This is a genomic window from Pseudoflavonifractor sp. BSD2780061688st1 E11 (assembly GCF_005844125.1).
GTDB lineage: Bacteria > Bacillota > Clostridia > Lachnospirales > Lachnospiraceae > Sellimonas > Sellimonas catena.
In genome coordinates this window covers 23,767-43,044 of the sequence record NZ_SPHM01000025.1, presented here as the reverse complement: position 1 = coordinate 43,044, position 19,278 = coordinate 23,767, and the positions used below count along the sequence as shown (strand labels likewise).

Here is a 19,278-nt window from a genome sequence, read left to right as displayed (position 1 = left end):
TATGGCAGAGGAAAAAAAGGGATTTTTCCGGCGGCTTGTGTCAGGCCTGACAAAAACAAGGCAGAATATAGTTTCCGGCCTTGACAGCCTGTTCAGCGGGTTTTCCAAAATTGATGAAGACTTTTATGAAGAGCTGGAAGAGATCCTGATTATGGGAGATCTCGGCGTCAAGGCGACCTATTCGATCCTTGATGACCTTAGAGAAAAGGTGAAAGAACAGCATATCAAGGATCCGGCTGACTGCAAACAGCTTCTGATTGACAGTATCAAGGAGCAGATGCAGATCGGGGAGACAGCATATGAGTTTGAAAATCAGAAATCCGTAGTACTGGTGATTGGAGTTAACGGGGTAGGAAAAACGACGACCATCGGTAAGCTTGCAGGGAAGCTTCGCGGTGAAGGGAAAAAAGTTGTGATCGCAGCGGCGGACACATTCCGTGCCGCGGCGGGAGAACAGCTGAAAGAATGGGCAGACCGGGCAAATGCAGAGTTTATCGGGGGACAGGAAGGCTCTGATCCGGCAGCTGTCGTGTACGATGCGGTTGCGGCCGCAAAGGCAAGGAAGGCGGATGTTCTGCTGTGTGATACGGCGGGGCGTCTTCATAATAAAAAGAATCTGATGGAAGAGCTGAAAAAGATCAATCGTGTCATTGAGAGAGAGTACGCTGACGCGTACAGAGAAACCCTGGTGGTTCTGGATGGAACAACAGGGCAGAACGCACTTTCGCAGGCAAAACAGTTTGCGGAGGCGGCAGACATTACGGGAATCGTTCTGACAAAAATGGATGGAACCGCAAAAGGGGGAATTGTGGTAGCAATTCAGTCGGAACTTGGCATTCCGGTCAAATATATCGGAGTCGGAGAAAGTATCGATGATCTGCAGAAATTTGATTCCGATGATTTTGTCAATGCCCTGTTTACGACAGAGGAGCATCCGGAGGAAGAAACAGAATAAACATGACACAGAGGAAAGAAGGTTACAGACATGATGACATTGGAAAAATTTGAAGAAGCAAGTGAGCTTGTAAAAAAAGTCACAAATCCGACAAAACTGGTCTACAGTGAATACCTGAGCGAGGAAACAGGAGGAAAGATTTATCTGAAGCCGGAAAACATGCAGCATACGGGCGCGTACAAAATCCGCGGCGCTTATTATAAGATCAGTACGCTGTCCGAGGAGGAAAAGCAGAAAGGACTGATCACGGCTTCCGCAGGAAATCATGCCCAGGGCGTTGCCTACGCGGCAAAGATGTTCGGATGCAAGGCAACAATCGTTATGCCGACCGTTACGCCGCTGATCAAGGTAAACCGAACAAAGAATCTGGGAGCGGATGTCGTTCTTTACGGAGATGTTTATGATGATGCCTGTGACAAGGCCTACGAGCTTGCCGAAGAGCATGGATACACATTCGTCCATCCGTTCGACGACCTGGATGTAGCGACGGGCCAGGGAAGTATCGCCATGGAGATCGTTCAGGAGCTTCCGACTGTTGATTATATCTTTGTCCCGGTAGGCGGAGGCGGACTGATTGCAGGTGTAGCAACCCTTGCAAAGATGCTTAATCCGAAGATCAAAGTCATCGGCGTGGAGCCTTCAGAAGCAGCCAGTATGAAAGCAGCTCTGAAAGCAGGAGAACCGGTAACCCTTCCAAGCGCCAATACGATTGCGGACGGTACTGCGGTAAAACGCGTGGGAAGCCAGACCTTTGAGTATGTACAGAAAAATGTGGATCAGATACTGACAGTCGATGATGATGACCTGATCGGCGTTTTCCTGGATATGGTAGAGAATCACAAGATGGTTGTGGAAAATTCCGGTCTGCTTTCTGTAGCAGCGCTCAGACAGATGAATCTGGAAGGGAAAAAGGCAGTCTGCATCCTGAGCGGAGGAAACATGGATGTGATCACCATGGCTTCCATCGTACAGCACGGACTGATCCAGAGAGACCGGATCTTTTCTGTTTCTGTTCTGCTTCCGGATAAGCCGGGCGAACTGGTACGCGTGGCAAAGACTATTGCGGACGCACAGGGCAATGTCATCAAGCTGGAACACAACCAGTTTGTAAGCACAAACAGAAATGCGGCTGTAGAGCTGAGAGTAACCATGGAAGCATTTGGAACAGAGCACAAGCATGAAATTCTGCAGGCTCTGGAAAACAACGGATTCCGTCCGAAACTGGTTACAACAAAACTGTATTAAAGAAAAGGAGGGAGCAGATTGCCGGGAAAACTGCCTGAAACAGGTTTCTTATACACCGATCAGCAGGGCACGATCTACCGTTTCATCGGCACGTCCAGACACTGGCAGACGATGGAAGAGCTTTTGATTTTTCAAGAGGAGGAAGAGAAGACCCTCTATGCTGTTCCGGTTCCTGATTTTACAAAAGAATTCCAAAAAGCAGAAAACGGGCATACATCGGATCTGCTTCTCCGATTTCTGGAGGCAGATTCCAATGAAGAAAAGCTCTCGATTCTTCAGAAAAACCGTCCGGAAGTAACAGAAGACCTGCTGGAGGCTGCCGCCCAGAGCATGGACTACGCCCTGAGCGGAGAAAGTGAAGAAATGCAGTTTCTGGATTTTGAGAACTATCTTCGGACAAAAATCAAATATGAACGTAAGAGAAGGTAACTACTTTTAAACTGGAAAGAGATCCTGCATGGCGCAGGATCCTTTTTGTTTATCAGAAAACTTCGCTGGTTATAAAAATATCAAACTTCGGGTTGACATGCTTTGTATAATTGTATACAATTATACAAAGCGAAAAGGAGTGTATAAAATGGATAATAGAAAAGTTTACATGAACCATCACAATAATTTACTGCAGCTCGAAGAACATATGTATCCGCTGGTGGACGTAGATAAGCCGAATATATTCCGGAATCTGTTTCCATATGACGAAGTTCCGAAAATCGCGTTCAACGATCGAATCGTACCGCATTCAATGCCGGACGAGATCTGGATTACGGATACAACATTCCGTGACGGGCAGCAGTCCAGAGCGCCGTATACGACAGAGCAGATTGTGACGATTTATGACTACCTGCACCGTCTGGGCGGTCCAAAGGGAAAGATCCGTCAGAGTGAATTTTTCCTTTACAGTAAAAAAGACAGGGATGCTGTTTACCAGTGTCTGGAGAAAGGATATGAGTTTCCGGAAGTTACAAGCTGGATCCGGGCAAATAAGAAGGACTTTGAGCTGGTAAAAGAGATCGGACTGAAAGAGACAGGGATTCTTGTAAGCTGTTCCGATTATCACATTTTCTATAAACTCAAGATGACAAGGCGGGAGGCGCTTAACCATTATCTTTCGATTATCCGTCAGTGTCTGGAAATCGGGATCAGCCCGAGATGCCATCTGGAGGATATTACAAGATCAGACATTTACGGTTTCGTGATTCCGTTTTGTCTGGAACTGATGAATCTGATGGAAGAATATCAGATTCCGATTAAAATCCGTGTCTGTGACACGATGGGATACGGAGTCAACTATCCGGGAGCGGTGATTCCGCGGTCTATTCCGGGTATCATCTACGGATTGATGATCCATGCCGGAGTACCGAGTGAACTCATCGAGTTCCACGGGCACAATGACTTTTACAAGGCAGTCAGCAATGCAACGACCGCATGGCTTTATGGAGCAAGCGGCGTAAACTGTTCTCTCTTTGGAATCGGAGAACGTACAGGAAATACACCACTGGAAGCAATGGTATTTGAATATGCGCAGCTTCGGGGAACACTGGACGGCATGGAGACGACTGTCATCACAGAGCTTGCCGAGTACTATGAAAAGGAGATCGGCTACCATATTCCGGAGCACACGCCGTTTGTGGGAAAGAACTTTAATGTGACAAGGGCCGGAATCCATGCGGACGGACTTCTGAAAAACGAAGAGATCTACAATATTTTTGACACCGGAAAGTTTCTGAACCGGCCGGCCGTAGTATCAGTGTCCAACACATCCGGCATCGCAGGAATTGCCCACTGGATCAATACCTACTACAAGCTTCCGGAGGACAGAAAAGTCGGAAAAGACTCCGAGCTGGTTGTGGCAGTGAAGGAATGGGTGGATAAGCAGTATGACGACGGACGTGTAACTGTGATGACGGACGAAGAAATGGTTCAGAAGATCACGGAAATCTGCCGTGAGAAGTCAATCATTCTTTAATAGAAGGAAGTAACAGTCATGGAAGAATATCAAGATTATTCTTTGAGCGGAAAGGTGTTTCGGACACTGAGTGAACAGATCCTTTCCGGGAAATATCAAAAAGGAGACGAACTCCGGGAAGTGACCGTGGGAAAAGAGCTGGGAGTCAGCAGGACTCCGGTCAGAGAAGCCTTCAGGAAGCTGGAACTGGAAGGACTGGTGACCAGTATTCCAAACAAAGGCACGTATGTCAACGGCATTTCCAGGGAGGACGTTCAGGATATCTATATGATCCGGTCCAGGCTGGAAGGGCTTGCGGCCCGGCTTGCGACAAGACGGATTACGAAGGAGCAGATTGACGAGATGGAAGAGATGATTCTTCTCTCCGAATTTTATCTGAAAAAGGGGATGACCGAACAGCTTTCCACTCTGGACGGAAAGTTCCACTTTATCCTTTATGAAGCCTGCGGAAGCAGGATGTTGAAAAATGTACTGACGGATTTCCACCGCTATGTCCAGATGGCGAGGAGGATGTCCGTTAAAGTGGAAAACCGTGCGGAAAAATCCATCAGGGAACATTCGGAGATCCTCTCGGCAATCCGGGACAAGGATGAAGACAGGGCGGAGAAACTGATGGAAGAGCATATCCGCCATGTTGTTCAGAATTTACATCTGGAAGAAATCTAATAAAGAAAAAGAAAGGGATGGTATGATGGCAAAGATACAGATGCAGACACCAATCGTTGAGATGGATGGAGACGAGATGACAAGAATTCTCTGGAAGATGATCAAGGATCATCTGCTCCTGCCTTTTATTGATCTGAATACGGAGTATTACGATCTTGGGCTGGAACACCGTAATGAGACTGATGACCAGGTGACGATTGACAGTGCGCTTGCAACGAAAAAGTATAAAGTGGCCGTAAAATGTGCGACCATCACCCCAAATGCAGCGCGGATGGAAGAATATGATTTGAAAGAGATGTGGAAGAGCCCGAACGGGACGATCCGTGCGATTCTGGATGGAACCGTATTCCGTGCACCGATTGTCGTAAAAGGAATTGAGCCGTGCGTCAGAAACTGGAAAAAACCGATCACCATTGCAAGACATGCTTACGGGGATGTGTATAAAGGAACGGAAATGAAAATCCCTGGAAAAGGAAAGGCAGAGCTTGTCTACACCGCTGAGGACGGAAGCGAGACAAGAGAACTGATCCATGAGTTTGACGGACCCGGCATCATTCAGGGAATGCACAATATCAACAAGTCCATCGAAAGTTTTGCAAGGAGCTGTTTCCACTATGCACTGGACACGAAACAGGATCTCTGGTTTGCAACGAAAGATACGATTTCAAAGAAATACGACCATACATTCAAGGATATCTTTCAGGAGATCTTTGACGCGGAATTTAAAGAGCAGTTTGAACAGGCGGGAATTACGTATTTCTACACACTGATTGACGACGCGGTGGCACGTGTAATGAAATCAGAAGGCGGATATATCTGGGCATGCAAAAACTATGACGGAGATGTTATGAGTGATATGATTTCCTCCGCATTCGGCTCCCTTGCCATGATGACGTCCGTTCTTGTCTCACCGGATGGATACTATGAGTACGAGGCAGCTCATGGAACAGTTCAGAGACATTATTATAAACACCTGAAAGGGGAGGAGACATCCACCAACTCCGTGGCAACGATCTTTGCATGGAGCGGGGCTCTCAGAAAGCGCGGAGAACTGGATGGAAACAAGGAGCTTCAGGAGTTTGCGGACCGGCTTGAAAAAGCGACTATCGATACCATCGAAGCGGGCGAAATGACAAAAGACCTGGCGCTGATAACGACTTTGAAAGATCCGGTTGTATTAAACAGCGAAGACTTTATCAAAGCCATCGCAAAACGACTTGCATAAAAAGAAGTTAAAATCAAAGAGAGCATAGAAAAAGAGGCAGACCCGTGTTGTAAACGGGCTTCGGCCTCTTTTCTGTTGCTCTTATTCCGCGAGAGATTCCCACTGTTCATAGAGAGTCTCAAGCTCTGCTGTGATGTTGTCCTTTTCTTTTGCCAGCTCCTGGCACCGGACGGAATTGGAATATACATCTTCGTGGGTCATCAGTTCATCGATCTCACCGCACCGGGTTTCCAGAGTCTCAATCCGCTCTTCGGTCCGCTTCAGATCGTTCTGGCGTTTCCTCTCCTTCGCCTGCGCTTCCTTCTGAGCCTTCCAGTCCAGCTTTCCGGCCGAAGCCTGAGTGTCTGTGGAAGACGGCGTATCTGCTGCGGCAGGAGCAGCGTAAACAGCGGTAAGTTCTTCTTTCTTTTCAAGATAATAATCATAATTTCCGATGTAGTTGACAAATTTCTGATTGACCAGTTCCAGAATTCTTGTGGCGGTTTCATTGATAAAATACCGGTCATGGGAAACATAAAGTACCGTGCCGGTGTAATCATTCAATGCGTGCTCCAGGATTTCTTTGGATGCAACATCAAGATGGTTGGTCGGCTCGTCGAGAATGAGGAAATTGGCCTCGGAAAGCATCAATTTTGCAAGTGAGACACGTCCACGTTCCCCGCCGCTCAAGTCTCCGATCAGCTTGTAGACATCATCCCCGGTGAAGAGAAAGGCTGCAAGCATATTCCGGATCTGGGTATTCGTAAGGGACGGATAATCGTCCGATATCTCATCAAAAACCGTTTTGTCCATGTGAAGGACATGGTGTTCCTGGTCGTAGTAACCGATAGTGACATTGGAGCCAAGGGTGAAAGTTCCGGAATCCGCAGGAATGACTTCATTCAGGATTTTCAGAAGTGTCGTCTTTCCGGTACCATTGTCCCCGATAATCGCAACGTGTTCTCCACGTTTGATTTCAAAGCTGATGTCTTCAAAGAGCGTCTGATTCGGGAAAGCTTTGCTGAGGTGATCAACACGGAGCACATCATTTCCGCTGACAACAGAAGGCTCCAGCTTTAAATGCATATCTGAAGCAAGTTCCACCGGCTTTTCAATCCGCTCAATCTTTGCAAGCATCTTTTCCCGGCTCTCGGCCCGTTTGATGGATTTTTCCCGGTTGAAGGAACGAAGTTTTTCAATGACCGCTTCCTGATGCTTGATTTCCTGCTGCTGGTTAAGGTATTCTTTCAGCCTTGCATCCCGGAGCATCTGTTTTTTCTTCGCAAACTCCTGATAGTTACCAAGATACATAGTGAGCGTGCCGGCTTCGATTTCAATGATCTTTGTAACGACCCTGTTCAAAAAATACCGGTCGTGGGAGACAATCAGGACCGCTCCGGGGTAGTTCAGAAGATAGGTCTCAAGCCATGCAATCGAATGCAGATCAAGATGATTGGTCGGCTCATCCAGAAGCAGAATATCCGGTTTGGTAAGCAGAAGTTTTCCCAGAGAAACACGGGTTCGCTGCCCTCCGGAAAGGGAAGCGACCGGCTTTTCAAAATCTTCTTCTGTAAATCCCAGTCCCTTCAGGACTCCGGTGATTTCACTTTGATAGGCATAGCCGTTTTCCCGTTCAAACCGGGAAGTCAGATTGTGATAAGCGGCAAGCCTGTCCTCCAGATGAGATCCGGATAAAGTCTGAAGCTCCGCCTCAATTTTGCGGATCTGGCTTTCCATATCGATCAGATACTGTTTGGAAGTCTGCATTTCCTCATAGACTGTACGTGTGCTGTCCGTCATGGGATGCTGGGAAAGATACCCGAGCTGTTTCCCTTTTGCGAGAATAATATCCCCGGAATCTGCCGGAATCTCTCCGGTAATCATTTTCAAAATGGTAGATTTTCCGGCACCGTTTAAACCTGTCAGAGCCGCTTTCTCGTGATCCTCTATATGAAAAGAGCCATGTCTTACAATGACCTGGTCCCCAAACGATTTTTCCAGATTGTGACATGCAAGTATCATAGTATCCTCCTCTGATAAAACAAAAGTACCGTATTCATTATAACGGAATTTGTACAAAATACAACATAAAATCCCATAATAAGTTTGACTTTATTTCAAGTATTACATATAATAAAAGTATTGAAAAGAACAGGAAGGTGCTAAAAGTGGAAGGAAGAGGAATTTCTCAGGCAGTTATCAGAAGACTGCCTCGATACTACAGATACTTGGGAGAATTACTGGAAGACGGTGTAGAGCGCATTTCCTCCAACGACTTGAGCAAACGCATGAAAGTCACTGCTTCCCAGATCCGCCAGGATTTGAATAATTTCGGCGGTTTTGGTCAGCAGGGGTATGGATATAATGTGAAATATTTGCACTCGGAGATTGGAAAGATCCTGGGGCTGGACAGAGAACATAATATGATTATTATCGGAGCCGGAAACCTTGGACAGGCGCTGGCAAACTATACCGCTTTTGAGCGCAGCGGATTTATGCTGAAGGGTCTGTTTGATGTCAACCCGACTTTGGCAGGTGTTACGGTCCGCGGAATCGAGATCCGTATGATGGACGAGCTGAAAAGTTTCATCAGGAATAATGACATTGAAATTGCGATTCTGACGATACCGAAGACGAAGGCGGTGGCAGTAGCCAATATGCTCGTGGAAAACGGTATCCGTGCAATCTGGAATTTTGCGCATACGGATCTGAATCTTCCGGATAATGTTGTTGTGGAAAACGTACATCTTTCCGAGAGTCTGATGCGGCTCTCCTACAATGTACTCCGCTATGAGGAAAAACATCAGAAGAAAAAATAAGAGAAAAGAAGGACGTGAGAGATTCGTACAACAGATGCGGGATTCCGCGTCTTTTTTCTGTATCCCGGAATGAAAGCGGGGAAAGGAGCGGTAAAGATGAAATATATCATTGATGGCAGGACAATGAAAGCAGCGGATGCATACACGATCGGGACGATCGGGATTCCGTCTCTTGTCCTGATGGAACGGGCGGCTCTGAAAGTGGTAGAGGCAGCCGAAAGGGAGAGGCTTAACCTGTCGAAAAGCCTGATTGTGTGCGGAAGCGGAAACAACGGGGGCGACGGGTTTGCAGTGGGAAGACTGCTTCTGGAAAAAGGATACGGAGTGACTGCCGTACTGGTTGGGAATCCGGACCATTGTACCGAAGAGACAAAGACACAGATTCAGATTTTCAAGGCGGTCGGAGGAACCGTAAAACGGGAAATCCCGGAGGGAAGGTACACGGCTGTATTTGATGCTGTATTTGGAATCGGACTGAGCAGGCCGGTTGAGGGCAGGTATGCCGGAATTCTGGAACAGATGAACAGTCTGGACGCCGCAAAGATTGCGGTGGACATTCCTTCCGGAATTGATGCGGGGAACGGAGAGATTCTGGGGACGGCATTTCGCGCGGATCTGACGGTGACATTTGCATACCAGAAGGCAGGGATGGTTCTGTATCCGGGAGCTTTCTGCGCCGGAAAGGTCTGTGTGGAAGATATCGGAATTTATCTGCGCGGCGGCATGGAAGGAACACGGTATCTGACTTATGAAAGAAAGGACGTAGGAAGGCTCTGTCCGCAGCGAAAAGACGATGCACATAAAGGAACTTACGGAAAAGTGCTGATGATTACCGGAAGCCAGGGCATGGCAGGCGCCGCGATTCTTTCCGCGAAGGCGGCATACCGGATGGGAAGCGGACTGGTACGTATACTGACGCCGGAATCCAACCGGGAAGTACTTCAGGCAACCCTGCCGGAAGCAGTCATAACGCCTTACGGAGAGGATCTGGAAAACCAGCTGGAGGAACTTCTGAACTGGGCGGATGTGATCTGCGCCGGATGTGGACTGGGGACGGATATACAGGCCGGTATGATAATAGAACATCTGCTCGTGTATCTGGGCACGCACAGAAAATACTGCGTGATGGATGCGGATGGCCTGAATCTAATTTCCGGAATGGAAGAAGAAAGAAGAAACACATATCTAAAAGCAGCGGGAAGCAGCCTGATCTTTACGCCTCACATCAGGGAATTCGCGCGTCTTCTTGGGAAAACGACGGAAGAAACGAAAAAAAACAGGATTGGACTTGCGCAAGAGTATGCCAAAACCTATAATATAATACTAACAGCAAAAGATGCCAGAACAGTTGTGGCAGGAGAAGGCAGGATTCCATATCTGAATACATCCGGGAACGGTGCGATGGCAAAAGCAGGTTCCGGGGATGTACTTGCAGGTATGATTACAGGCTGCCTGGCCCTTGGAATGGACCGCTTTGACGCTGCGGCGCTTGGTGTATTTATACACGGGCTGTGCGGAGACGAGGCAAGGGAAAAACTCGGGGCGCACAGCGTGCTTGCCGGGGACCTGATCGAGATGGCATCAGCTGTTTTACAGGAAATCGAGCGAAGAAAGGTTCAGTCAAAATGAAAAAGTACAGCAGAGTATGCGCAAAAATCAATTTGAATCATATTACATATAATATAGAGCAGATGAGGAAACATATCTCACCGGATACGAAGATGATTCTGGTAGTAAAAGCGGACGGTTACGGCCACGGGGCATCACGGATCGCAAAAGAGACTCAGAATCTGGACTGTGTCTGGGGATACGCGACCGCAACGCTTGACGAGGCGGTGCTTCTGAGAAAGGCAGGAATTGAGAAACCGGTTCTTGTTCTCGGATGTACTTTTCCGGAGCAGTATGAGGAGGCGGTGGAAAACGAGATACGCATGACAGTCTACACTGAAGAGTCTGCGAAAGCGATCTCCGCCCTGGCATCCGTAAAGCAGAAAAAAGCATGGATTCACGTCAAGCTGGACACGGGGATGTCAAGACTCGGATTTCAGACAGGTGAAGATTCTCTGGATGCCATCGAACGGATTTTTCATCTTCCGGATCTTGAGATGGAAGGTATTTTTACTCATTTTGCAAAAGCAGACGAGGCAGATAAGTCCTTTACAAACAAGCAGATGGAACAATATATCTGGATGACAGACCGGTTAAAGGATAGAGGCATCGAGCCGAAATACCGCCACTGCTCCAACAGTGCCGGAATTATCGATCATCCGGAGGCCAATCTGGATCTTGTACGGGCGGGTATTGCTCTTTACGGGCTCTATCCATCTGACGAGGTGAAGAAAGACCGTCTGGATCTGAAGCCGGCACTGTCGCTGGTAAGCAGTATTGTACATATCAAATGGATCGAGCCCGGAGCTGTTGTAAGTTACGGCGGGTGCTTCCGGGCCGGGAAACGGACCCGCGTGGCAACGATCCCTGTCGGATATGCGGACGGATACCCGAGGAGTCTCTCGGACAAGGGCTATGTCCTGATCCGGGGAAAGAGGGCTCCGATTCTTGGCAGAGTCTGCATGGATCAGATGATGGCAGATGTGACAGAGATCGAAGATGCAGATTTCCTGGATGAAGTCGTACTGGTAGGGAAAAGCGGCGGGGAACAGATTGCAGTGGAAGATTTAAGTGCACTGTCCGGAAGGTTTAACTATGAGTTTCTCTGCGATCTCGACAAGAGGATACCAAGAGAATATATCAAAGACGGAAAAGTCATCGAACAGATTGACTATTTTGCATAAAAAAGACGGCCGGCTTTTGGAATACTTCAAAGTAAAGGTGGAAATACTCACTATATCTTAGAAAATGGAGTGTGAAGAAAGTGCAGCAGGTTCATCGTGGAGATATTTTTTATGCGGATTTAAGTCCGGTGGTTGGTTCCGAACAGGGAGGCATCCGCCCGGTTCTTGTTATACAGAACGAGATGGGGAACAAACACAGCCCGACGGTAATCTGCGCGGCGATCACGTCACGGATGCATAAGTCAAAGCTCCCGACCCACGTGGAGATCGACGCAAGAAGATATGGTGTAGTAAAAAATTCGGTTGTTCTACTGGAGCAGATCCGTACAATCGATAAACAAAGATTAAAGGAAAGTGTGTGCCACCTGGATCAGGAAATCATGAAAAAAGTGGATGAGGCACTGAAGATCAGTATTGCACTTTCTACATAGAAGGAGAAAATATGGACCAACGGGATACAATTAGAAAAGAGGTTCTGGAAAATCTCAAAGAAGGGGAAAAGGACGGCAGTATTCAGGAGATGGAGTACCGGATGATCCGTAATGTCTTTTCGTTCCTGGATAAAGATGCAAAGGAAGTCATGACTCACAGGAAAAATATTGTCGCATTAAACTGCAATGATATTTTGGAAGAGGTGGCAGCTTTTGCATCCAGGGCAAAATATTCCAGATTTCCTGTCTATGAAGAGGAAATCGACAATATACTTGGCATCATTCATATCCGGGATATTATGAAGCTCTATCTGAATCCCGAAATGAGGGGCAAGAAACTTGGAGAAATCCGGGACGCGTTCATGCCGGTATGTTTTATTCCGGAAACGAGGAAGATCAGCCGCCTTTTCATGCAGATGAAGGCAAAACAGATCCATTTGTGCGTTGTGATTGACGAGTACGGTCAGACAGCAGGACTCGTCGCCATGGAAGATATTATTGAAGAAATTATGGGAAATATCCGGGACGAATACGATGAGGAAGAAGAGATGATCCGAAAAAACGAGGACGGTTCCTACGAGGTGAACGGTCTGTGCGGGCTTACCGAACTCTCGGACGTACTTGGTATTGTTTTTCAGGATGAAGACGAGGACAATGAGTATGAGACATTAAATGGATTTCTGATTGTAAAGCTTGAGAGGATTCCTGCAGAAGACGAGCTGTGCAGTGTTTCCTACGAGGGCTATCTGTTTGAGATCAAGGAAGTGGACAACAATATTATCCAAAAGGTGAAGATTACAAAAACGGAACTTGTCACGGAATCGAAAGAATGATAAAATTAAGAACATGAGTTTTCCTGAAGAAGGAAGAGAGATTACATACGAAGAGAGGTAGAGAACATGTCAGGACATTCCAAATTCGCAAATATTAAGCATAAAAAGGAAAAAAATGATGCTGCAAAGGGAAAGATTTTCACAAAGATCGGGCGTGAGATCGCTGTAGCAGTTAAAGAAGGAGGCGGAGCGGATCCTGCGAACAACAGCAGACTCCGCGATGTGATTGCGAAGGCAAAAGCAAACAACATGCCAAACGACAATATTGAGCGAAGCATTAAAAAGGCAGCCGGAGACGCGGATGCCAACAATTACGAAAGAGTCGTATATGAAGGATATGGGCCGAACGGAACAGCTATTATTGTAGAGGCGCTGACCGACAATAAAAACCGTACAGCTTCCAATGTCAGAAGTGCATTTACAAAAGGAAACGGAAATATCGGGACACCAGGATGCGTATCCTTTATGTTTGACAAGAAGGGACAGATTCTGATCGACAGGGAAGAGTTTGAGATGGACGCGGATGAGCTGATGATGCTGGCGCTTGACGCGGGAGCCGAGGATTTCGCGGAAGAGGAGGACAGCTTTGAGATTATCACAGATCCGGACAGCTTTTCCGAGGTACGTGAGAAGCTGGAAGCAGCAGGCATCCCTATGATGGAAGCCTCTGTGACCATGATTCCTCAGACATATGTAGAGCTGACAGACGAGACGGATATCAAAAACATTCAGAAAACACTGGATCTTCTCGATGACGATGATGATGTGCAGGAAGTATACCATAACTGGGAAGAGTAAAGCGTTTTGGAATATACTGTAAGGGAGGGGTCCTATGCAGGCAGGACCAGAAAAACGGATGATTTCCATGTTCAACGAGGCCATGGAACTGTCGGGGCGCTTTCGAAAGAATACATATGAACCGGCCTTCCGTGAGTTTTTCAGGAGACGCAGTACAGATCTTGAAGAACTCCTCAGCGAGATCCGGGGGACGGAAGAAAAAAGTCAGGAAGAGATGATTGCCCGGGCCGGAAAAAGCGTTCCGGATTATGTGGATGAAAAGCTTGAAGAGATCGCAGGAAAACGGAAAAGGGAGAATCAGGTTATGGATTATAATCTTGCACTTGTAACCTTTTTCATTCCGCTTCTGTTACACAGCAGGGAACCGGAACTGGAAGCTGTGGCAGACCAGACAATTAAGAACTGGAATCAGCTTAAGAATGTGACCATGAAGATCGGAAAGTCTACTTTTGAAGAGATCAACGGCGGATTCCGAAACCGGCTTTGTTATGTGACAACAGCCGTCTGCCGTTCACTGGATAAACCGGACGGGTGTTATGAGCTGAAAACTCTTCGGGACTACCGGGATCGATATCTGGCATCTTCTCCGGGAGGCAGGGAGACAATCCGCGAGTATTACAATATTGCACCGACGATTGTAAAAAGAATCGAACGGCAGAAAAATGCGGATGAGATTTACCGAAAGATCTGGAAAGAATATCTGGAGCGGTGCATCAGACTGATCGAAACCGGTAAGATGGAAGAATGCAGAGAAGTATATACAAAGATGGTACACGAACTGGAACGGGAATATTTGTTTTCCTGATCCGGTAAAGAAAATACAGGAGGAGCAAGGGTATGAGTGAACAGTTTAATATCGAAACAAAATGTATCCAGTCAGGCTGGAAACCAAAAAAGGGAGAACCGAGAATCCTTCCGATTTATCAGAGTACGACATTTAAGTACGATACAAGCGAACAGATGGGACGTCTGTTTGACCTGGAAGACAGCGGATATTTCTACACAAGACTGCAGAATCCGACAAATGATGCAGTAGCGGAAAAGATCTGCGAACTGGAAGGCGGTTATGCCGCCATGCTGACATCGTCCGGACAGGCAGCAAATTTTTATGCTGTTATGAACATTGCAGAGGAAGGAGACCATATCGTATGTTCGTCTGCTCTCTATGGAGGCACCTATAATCTGTATGCACACACCATCCGTAAAATGGGTGTGGAAGCTACTTTTGTGGATCCGGACTGTTCGGAAGAAGAGTTAAACGCAGCATTCCGTGAAAATACGAAGGCTGTAGTCGGTGAGACGATCGCCAATCCTGCACTGACAGTACTGGACATTGAGAAATTTGCAAAGGCGGCACATGCACACGGTGTTCCGCTGATTGTGGATAATACATTTGCGACTCCGATCAACTGCCGCCCGTTTGAGTGGGGAGCAGACATTGTCACCCATTCTACAACAAAATACATGGATGGACATGCCATGACAGTCGGCGGGGCAATCGTAGACAGCGGAAACTTCGACTGGAGTGCCCATTCGGATAAATTCCCGGGACTGACACAGCCGGACGAAACATACCATGGAATTGTCTATACGGAAAAATTCGGAAAAGGAGCATACATCACCAAGGCGACAGCACAGCTGATGCGTGACCTGGGATCGATTCAGTCTCCTCAGAATGCATTCCTTTTAAATATCGGTCTGGAGACTCTGCACCTGAGAATGCCGCGCCACTGCGAGAATGCAAAGAAAGTCGCTTCTTATCTGAAAGGACATGATAAAGTTGCCTGGGTAAACTGCGCGATGCTGGAAGGGGATAAATACCATGATCTGGCAGCGAAATACATGCCAAACGGTACCTGCGGTGTGATTACGTTCGGTTTAAAAGGCGGAAGAGATGCGTCTGTAAAAATGATGGACAATCTGAAGCTTGCGGCCATCGTTACCCATGTGGCAGATGCCAGAACATGCGTACTTCACCCGGCAAGTCATACACACCGGCAGATGAATGATCAGGAACTACTGGAAGCAGGAGTACAGCCGGATCTGATCCGTTTCAGCGTTGGCATTGAAAATGCTGACGATATTATTGCGGATCTGGAACAGGCACTTGCGCTCGTTTAATGCATATTTCAAAAAACACCTCCGCATACTAAGCAGAAAATGTGGAGGTGTTTTTTATGGAAAATCAGGAAAAACAGGAAAAAGAAACCGAACAGATCAAAGAAACCGGAAGCCTGGAACTGGAAGGCAGACACGGAAACTACAAGGTCTATCTGCTTACCATTATCGGTGAGATTGAAGGGCATGAAGCGGTATCCGGAAATACGAAAGCAACCAAATATGAGCATCTTCTTCCGAAACTTGCGGAGATTGAGTCAAATGACGAGATTGAAGGAGTACTGATCCTGCTCAATACTCTGGGAGGGGACGTGGAGGCCGGACTTGCCATTGCGGAGATGATTTCATCTTTGAGCAAACCGACCGTATCCCTTGTTCTTGGAGGAAGTCACTCGATCGGAGGACCGCTTGCCGTATCGGCAGACTATTCCTTTATTGTGCCGAGCGGAACGATGATCGTGCATCCTGTCCGGTCCAACGGTATGTTTATCGGAGTGATTCAGAGTTACCGCAATATGGAACGAACCCAGGACAGGATTACCAGATTTATTTCCGGACATTCCAGAATCACACAGGAAAGGCTTGAGGAACTGATGCTGGATTCTTCACAGCTTGTCAAAGATGTAGGAACACTCCTCGAGGGAGAAGATGCCGTCAGAGAGGGCATTATTGATGAAGTCGGGGGAATACGGGAAGCATTTGCAAAAATCTATGAACTGATCGAGAAGCGTTCAGATGAAAAGAAAACAGAAAAACACAGCGGGAATGCCGTTGAAAATAGATAATGACATCATATTTTAAAAATGCTATAATGAAACATAAGCGAAAAACCCGCAAAAAGCGGGAAAGCAGCAAGGGGGATCTTTCATGGCCCAAAAGACGCCACAGACAAAGAAGAAAAAAACAACAGCAAAGAAGACAGGGACAAAATCCACCCGGACCAGGGCAAAATCCAGCCGGTCCAGACGTCCAACCAAGGCAGAGCTTGAAAAAGAGGTCATTGTCAGAGAAGAGATCGTCATACTGGCGGCACTGGCAGTTTCGATTTTTCTTCTGATCAGTAATTTTGGACTTGGAGGGGCTGTAGGCAGAGTTGTTGCGGATTTTATGGAAGGAATTTTTGGACAGCTCTCCTATATTTTTCCGTTCCTTTTCTTCGCGGGCATCGCGTTTTTTATCTCCAACAGAGGGAACACAAAGGCATATACGAAACTGGGAGCGGCAGTGGTGCTTGTCATTCTGACCTGTTCATTTCTGGAGCTTGTCAACCGGGCAGGAGGAAGCATCGGCGCGGTGATTGCGGGGCTGATGGTACCAGCGCTTGGAGTTGTGGGTTCCTATGTAGTAATTGTGATTCTGATGCTGATCTGTCTGATTCTGATCACACAGCGTTCCTTTCTGAAGAGTATGCAGAGAGCCGGACAGACCATTCAGACAAAGGCAAAATCCGGAAGAGAGCGGCACAAGGCACAGCGTGAGGAGAAGAAAAAGGAAAAGGCAGTAAAACGCCAGGAGCACAAAGTGGAAGGTGTCTCTTTTGATACGACACTGGAAAGACGAAATCCGGAGATCCAGGAACTTGTGATCAAAGAGGACAAAAAAGAAAAGAAAAAGGCAGCAAAAGCTGAGAAACATAAAAAAGCAGAAGCGGAATCTGTCAAGACTCCGGAAGAAGCGGCAGAGGAGCTTATCATTACAAGAGAAGAGCCGTACGGAACAGAAGACGTTATTTCGTCAGAGGCTTATGAGGCAGTTCCGGATCTTTCCGAGCTTCCGGAGGAAGGAATCACCTTTATGAAAGAACCGGCTGCATCTAAGACTGCTTCGAGACAGGTTGCGGTACCGGCTGCACCGGTATTCCAGGCGGAAGAGCAGAAGAACAGAGCTGCCGAGAAAGCACTGGAGGCAGAGGCACGTAAGAATGTAACAGCAGAGATTGAGAAATCGATTGCAAAACCGGTTCCGGTCTATCACGCTCCGCCGATGAGCCTGTTAAAGCACGGCACAAAGGGAGCCGGAGATTCGGATGCCCATCTTCGGGAGACCGCGGCAAAGCTTCAGCAGACATTAAAGACATTTGGCGTCAACGTGACCGTGACGAATGTCAGCTGCGGACCGTCAGTGACCCGTTATGAGGTACAGCCGGAAATGGGAGTCAAGGTCAGCAAGATTGTAGGACTTGCAGATGACCTGAAACTGAATTTGGCGGCGGCGGACATCCGGATCGAGGCTCCGATACCGGGGAAAGCTGCGGTCGGTATTGAAGTGCCGAATAAGGGGAATTCGACAGTACAGCTGAGAGATCTTCTTGAGACTGAGGAATTCCGGACCGCGAAATCCAAAATCAGTTTCGCTGTCGGAAAAGATATCAGCGGACGTACGGTGGTGTCGGATATCGCAAAAATGCCGCATCTTCTTGTGGCAGGCGCGACCGGCTCCGGAAAGTCTGTCTGCATCAACACACTGATTATGAGTATTCTGTTCAAGGCTTCCCCGCAGGAAGTCAAACTGATCATGATCGATCCGAAGGTTGTAGAGCTCAGTGTCTATAATGGAATTCCGCATCTTCTGATTCCGGTCGTGACCGATCCGAAAAAGGCGGCCGGAGCACTGAACTGGGCTGTGGCGGAGATGATGAAGCGTTATCAGCTCTTTGAACAGTATAAAGTGCGGGACATGGAAGGATTCAACGCAAAGGTGGAAAGTGTTCAGCATATTGAAACAAATGAGGAAAAACCGGAAAAGATGCCGCAGATCGTTATTATCGTAGACGAGCTTGCGGATCTGATGATGGTGGCACCGGGCGATGTGGAAGAGTCGATCTGCCGTCTTGCACAGCTTGCGAGAGCGGCAGGAATCCATCTTGTACTTGCAACCCAGAGACCATCCGTAAATGTCATTACAGGTCTGATTAAGGCCAATATGCCGTCCAGAATTGCCTTTTCGGTGTCATCCGGAGTGGACTCCAGGACGATCATCGATATGAACGGGGCAGAAAAGCTTCTTGGAAAGGGAGATATGCTGTTCTACCCGGCAGGCTATCAGAAGCCGGTCCGGGTGCAGGGGGCATTTGTATCCGACAAGGAAGTTCAGGCGGTTGTAGATTATCTTGTGAAAAATAATGGAAATGCTTCTTATGATGAAGAGGTGCAGACGCATATGGTTAATGCGGCAAGCGGTGCTTCCGGTTCCGGACCGGGAGGATCCGGCGAGGAAAGAGATGTCTATTTCAAGGACGCAGGATACTTTATTATTGAAAAGGATAAAGCATCGATCGGCATGCTGCAGAGGGTATTCAAGATCGGATTCAACCGGGCAGCAAGGATCATGGACCAGCTTTATGAAGCAGGTGTCGTCGGGGAAGAAGAAGGCACCAAACCGAGAAAGGTTCTGATGTCAAAGGAACAGTTTGACCAGTACATAGAGGAACATGTTTAGGGGAAGAAATGGA

At 47.5% G+C, this 19,278-nt stretch carries 17 protein-coding genes; 16 read left to right on the top strand and 1 reads right to left on the bottom strand.

The window, feature by feature from the left end:
- The first annotated feature begins 1 nt into the window (after nt 1).
- From ftsY to FGQ85_RS11780, 6 genes are all read left to right on the top strand, one after another.
- Nucleotides 2–955, top strand: a complete 954-nt coding sequence (gene ftsY / locus FGQ85_RS11805) for a signal recognition particle-docking protein FtsY (protein WP_087168022.1) — start codon at nt 2–4, stop codon at nt 953–955.
- A gap of 30 nt (nt 956–985) precedes the next feature.
- Entirely contained in the window at nt 986–2,200 is a 1,215-nt protein-coding gene (ilvA, locus tag FGQ85_RS11800) for a threonine ammonia-lyase (RefSeq protein WP_087168021.1), read from the top strand.
- An 18-nt stretch (nt 2,201–2,218) separates the two neighbouring features.
- Nucleotides 2,219–2,629 (top strand): hypothetical protein, encoded by a 411-nt coding sequence (locus FGQ85_RS11795; RefSeq protein ID WP_087252042.1) that lies wholly within the window; start codon nt 2,219–2,221, stop codon nt 2,627–2,629.
- A gap of 148 nt (nt 2,630–2,777) precedes the next feature.
- A complete protein-coding gene (locus FGQ85_RS11790; RefSeq protein ID WP_087168019.1) occupies nt 2,778–4,166 on the top strand; it encodes a 2-isopropylmalate synthase in 1,389 nt (462 codons plus the stop codon).
- A gap of 18 nt (nt 4,167–4,184) precedes the next feature.
- Nucleotides 4,185–4,832 carry a GntR family transcriptional regulator gene (locus tag FGQ85_RS11785; protein WP_087252041.1) on the top strand — a complete coding sequence of 216 codons (648 nt, stop codon included), beginning with the start codon at nt 4,185–4,187 and terminating at the stop codon, nt 4,830–4,832.
- A 25-nt stretch (nt 4,833–4,857) separates the two neighbouring features.
- Nucleotides 4,858–6,057, top strand: coding sequence for an NADP-dependent isocitrate dehydrogenase (locus FGQ85_RS11780; RefSeq protein WP_087252096.1), 1,200 nt, complete (start codon nt 4,858–4,860; stop codon nt 6,055–6,057).
- 81 nt (nt 6,058–6,138) lie between these two features.
- On the opposite strand, the gene abc-f is transcribed toward FGQ85_RS11780, so the two are convergent.
- Complete coding sequence (gene abc-f, locus FGQ85_RS11775; protein ID WP_087252040.1) at nt 6,139–8,058, bottom strand: ribosomal protection-like ABC-F family protein; 1,920 nt, start codon at nt 8,056–8,058, stop codon at nt 6,139–6,141.
- Nucleotides 8,059–8,204: 146 nt separating this feature from the next.
- Between abc-f and FGQ85_RS11770 the strand changes: the two genes are divergently transcribed.
- From FGQ85_RS11770 to FGQ85_RS11725, 10 genes are all read left to right on the top strand, one after another.
- Nucleotides 8,205–8,855 (top strand): redox-sensing transcriptional repressor Rex, encoded by a 651-nt coding sequence (locus FGQ85_RS11770; RefSeq protein WP_087168016.1) that lies wholly within the window; start codon nt 8,205–8,207, stop codon nt 8,853–8,855.
- 96 nt (nt 8,856–8,951) lie between these two features.
- Nucleotides 8,952–10,484: an NAD(P)H-hydrate dehydratase gene (locus FGQ85_RS11765; protein WP_138373554.1), complete on the top strand. Its 1,533-nt coding sequence runs from the start codon at nt 8,952–8,954 to the stop codon at nt 10,482–10,484.
- Nucleotides 10,481–11,647 (top strand): alanine racemase, encoded by a 1,167-nt coding sequence (gene alr, locus FGQ85_RS11760; protein WP_138373553.1) that lies wholly within the window; start codon nt 10,481–10,483, stop codon nt 11,645–11,647. Before FGQ85_RS11765 ends, alr begins: the two co-directional genes overlap by 4 nt.
- Nucleotides 11,648–11,727: 80 nt before the next feature.
- Nucleotides 11,728–12,078, top strand: coding sequence for a type II toxin-antitoxin system PemK/MazF family toxin (locus FGQ85_RS11755; protein WP_087168067.1), 351 nt, complete (start codon nt 11,728–11,730; stop codon nt 12,076–12,078).
- A gap of 11 nt (nt 12,079–12,089) precedes the next feature.
- Nucleotides 12,090–12,911 carry a hemolysin family protein gene (locus tag FGQ85_RS11750; RefSeq protein WP_087168013.1) on the top strand — a complete coding sequence of 274 codons (822 nt, stop codon included), beginning with the start codon at nt 12,090–12,092 and terminating at the stop codon, nt 12,909–12,911.
- A 66-nt stretch (nt 12,912–12,977) separates the two neighbouring features.
- Complete coding sequence (locus tag FGQ85_RS11745; RefSeq protein WP_087168012.1) at nt 12,978–13,709, top strand: YebC/PmpR family DNA-binding transcriptional regulator; 732 nt, start codon at nt 12,978–12,980, stop codon at nt 13,707–13,709.
- A 34-nt stretch (nt 13,710–13,743) separates the two neighbouring features.
- Nucleotides 13,744–14,514 (top strand): CFI-box-CTERM domain-containing protein, encoded by a 771-nt coding sequence (locus FGQ85_RS11740; protein ID WP_138373552.1) that lies wholly within the window; start codon nt 13,744–13,746, stop codon nt 14,512–14,514.
- A 32-nt stretch (nt 14,515–14,546) separates the two neighbouring features.
- Nucleotides 14,547–15,830 (top strand): O-acetylhomoserine aminocarboxypropyltransferase/cysteine synthase family protein, encoded by a 1,284-nt coding sequence (locus tag FGQ85_RS11735; protein WP_138373551.1) that lies wholly within the window; start codon nt 14,547–14,549, stop codon nt 15,828–15,830.
- A 56-nt stretch (nt 15,831–15,886) separates the two neighbouring features.
- On the top strand, nt 15,887–16,612 hold the full coding sequence (locus tag FGQ85_RS11730) for an ATP-dependent Clp protease proteolytic subunit (RefSeq protein WP_087168009.1): 726 nt from the start codon (nt 15,887–15,889) through the stop codon (nt 16,610–16,612).
- An 82-nt stretch (nt 16,613–16,694) separates the two neighbouring features.
- Nucleotides 16,695–19,265, top strand: coding sequence for a DNA translocase FtsK (locus tag FGQ85_RS11725; RefSeq protein ID WP_138373550.1), 2,571 nt, complete (start codon nt 16,695–16,697; stop codon nt 19,263–19,265).
- Nucleotides 19,266–19,278 lie beyond the last annotated feature (13 nt).

Bases quoted from the DNA above. Each gene is read 5' to 3' on its own strand.
- ftsY (WP_087168022.1), top strand. From the start codon at position 2: ATGGCAGAGGAAAAAAAGGGATTTTTCCGGCGGCTTGTGTCAGGCCTG.
- ilvA (WP_087168021.1), top strand. From the start codon at position 986: ATGATGACATTGGAAAAATTTGAAGAAGCAAGTGAGCTTGTAAAAAAA.
- FGQ85_RS11790 (WP_087168019.1), top strand. From the start codon at position 2,778: ATGGATAATAGAAAAGTTTACATGAACCATCACAATAATTTACTGCAG.
- FGQ85_RS11785 (WP_087252041.1), top strand. From the start codon at position 4,185: ATGGAAGAATATCAAGATTATTCTTTGAGCGGAAAGGTGTTTCGGACA.
- FGQ85_RS11780 (WP_087252096.1), top strand. From the start codon at position 4,858: ATGGCAAAGATACAGATGCAGACACCAATCGTTGAGATGGATGGAGAC.
- abc-f (WP_087252040.1), bottom strand. From the start codon at position 8,058: ATGATACTTGCATGTCACAATCTGGAAAAATCGTTTGGGGACCAGGTC.
- FGQ85_RS11765 (WP_138373554.1), top strand. From the start codon at position 8,952: ATGAAATATATCATTGATGGCAGGACAATGAAAGCAGCGGATGCATAC.
- alr (WP_138373553.1), top strand. From the start codon at position 10,481: ATGAAAAAGTACAGCAGAGTATGCGCAAAAATCAATTTGAATCATATT.
- FGQ85_RS11750 (WP_087168013.1), top strand. From the start codon at position 12,090: ATGGACCAACGGGATACAATTAGAAAAGAGGTTCTGGAAAATCTCAAA.
- FGQ85_RS11745 (WP_087168012.1), top strand. From the start codon at position 12,978: ATGTCAGGACATTCCAAATTCGCAAATATTAAGCATAAAAAGGAAAAA.
- FGQ85_RS11740 (WP_138373552.1), top strand. From the start codon at position 13,744: ATGCAGGCAGGACCAGAAAAACGGATGATTTCCATGTTCAACGAGGCC.
- FGQ85_RS11735 (WP_138373551.1), top strand. From the start codon at position 14,547: ATGAGTGAACAGTTTAATATCGAAACAAAATGTATCCAGTCAGGCTGG.
- FGQ85_RS11730 (WP_087168009.1), top strand. From the start codon at position 15,887: ATGGAAAATCAGGAAAAACAGGAAAAAGAAACCGAACAGATCAAAGAA.
- FGQ85_RS11725 (WP_138373550.1), top strand. From the start codon at position 16,695: ATGGCCCAAAAGACGCCACAGACAAAGAAGAAAAAAACAACAGCAAAG.